Source organism: Thermomonas sp., assembly GCF_025993755.1.
Classification (GTDB): Bacteria; Pseudomonadota; Gammaproteobacteria; order Xanthomonadales; family Xanthomonadaceae; genus Thermomonas.
Map to the genome: position 1 here is coordinate 1 of NZ_JAMQHN010000180.1, position 1,887 is coordinate 1,887.

The window sequence follows — 1,887 nt, forward strand, 5'->3', positions numbered from 1 at the left end:
ACTTCTTGCCAGAGGGTTTCTTCGAAAACGCGAACAACAGGGGACAGACCACGTTTTCGCAAGAGTACGCCCGTGCCGAGCGCACATAAAAAAGCCAACCGGACTGGTCGGGATTTCCGAGTTCAGTTTTTCTCAACAATTCTGAGAACCTACACGGTCAAACGTCCAAATTCCGCACCCCCAGCGCGTTGCTCTCGATGAAATTCCGCCGCGGCTCGACCTCGTCGCCCATGAGGGTGGTGAAGATCTGGTCGGCCGCGATGGCGTCCTCGATCTGCACTTTCATCAGGCGGCGCACTTTCGGGTCCATGGTGGTTTCCCATAGCTGTTCCGGGTTCATTTCGCCCAGGCCCTTGTAGCGCTGGATGCTCATGCCGCGCTTGACTTCACCGAGGAACCAGTCCATCGCTTCGCGGAAGCTGGTCACGGGGCTTTCCTTCTCGCCGCGACGGGCGCGGGCGCCGGGGCCGATGAGGTCGCGCAGCAGGTCGCCGACCTTGACGAGCTGGGCGTAGTCGCCGGAATCAAGCAGGTCGGCTTCGAGGAAGCTGACGTGGATGTTGCCGTGCGCGTGGCGGGTGATGCGCAGGCGATGGCTGTCGGTCTCGGCGATGTATTCGGCGGCGACCTCGAATTTGTTCGCGTCGAGCGCGGCGCCCAGGCTCGCCTCGGCGAGCATGGCCGCGCCGCTGTCGGCGAGCGACAGACGCGGGATCTTCATCAGCGCCTGCAGCACGTCGTCGGGCAGCAGGCGTCCGAGGCGTTCGGACACCGCTTCGGCGAGGAAGTATTCACGCGCGAGGCTTTCCAGCGCTTCGCCGGCGATCGGCATGGCGCCTTCCATGGGCGTGAGTTCGGCATCCTTCATGGCTTCGGCCATGAGGTGCTCCTTCAGCGCGTGCTCGTCCTTCAGATACCGTTCGGAACGGCCGTGCTTGACCTTGTACAGGGGCGGCTGGGCGATGTAGATGTGGCCGCGCTCGACCAGTTCGGGCATCTGCCGGTAGAAGAAGGTCAGCAGGAGGGTGCGGATGTGGGCGCCGTCGACGTCGGCGTCGGTCATGATGATGATGCGGTGGTAGCGCAGCTTGTCCGGGTTGTAGTCTTCCTTGCCGATGCTGGTGCCCAGCGCGGTGATGAGGGTGGCGATTTCCTGGCTGCCGATGACCTTGTCGAACCGCGCGCGTTCGACGTTGAGGATTTTGCCGCGCAGCGGCAGCACGGCCTGCATCGCTCGATCGCGCGCCTGCTTCGCTGACCCGCCAGCGGAATCGCCTTCGACGATGAAAATCTCCGATCCTTCCGCGGCCGTACTGGTGCAATCGGCGAGCTTGCCGGGCAGTCGCAGCTTCTTGACCGCACTCTTGCGCGCCACGTCCTTTTCTTGTCGGCGGCGGATGCGTTCGTCGGCCCGCTCGATCACCCAATCGAGCAGCTTGTTGGCTTGGTTCGGATTGCCGGCAAGCCAATGATCGAACTGGTCCTTGACCGCCTGCTCGACGATTCGCTGCGCTTCGGCGGTCGCGAGGCGGTCCTTGGTCTGGCCTTGGAACTCAGGCTCGCGCACGAACACCGACAGCATGGCGGCGGCGCCCGCCATGATGTCTTCGCTGGCGATCGGGGCGGCGCGCTTGCCCTGGCCGATGCGCTCGGCATGATCCTTCAATCCGCGCAGAAGCGCCGAGCGAAGACCGGCTTCATGCGTGCCGCCGTCCGGCGTCGGAATCGTATTGCAGTAGGAGGAGACGAAGCCGTCGGCGTCCGCGGTCCACGCGACCGCCCACTCGACGCAGCCATGCGTCCCCGCGCGGCCGGACCTTCCGGTGAACGGATCGGGATGCACGAGCGTCTGACCGCTGATCGCATGCGTCAGGAAGTCTCTGAGTC

The 1,887-nt window shown here is 64.2% G+C and carries 1 protein-coding gene; it reads right to left on the bottom strand.

Going from position 1 to position 1,887, the window contains the following annotated elements:
- Positions 1-157 precede the first annotated feature (157 nt).
- Positions 158-1,887: toprim domain-containing protein (locus tag Q0X16_RS12855; protein ID WP_297835152.1), on the bottom strand; the 1,730-nt coding region annotated here is incomplete at its 5' end.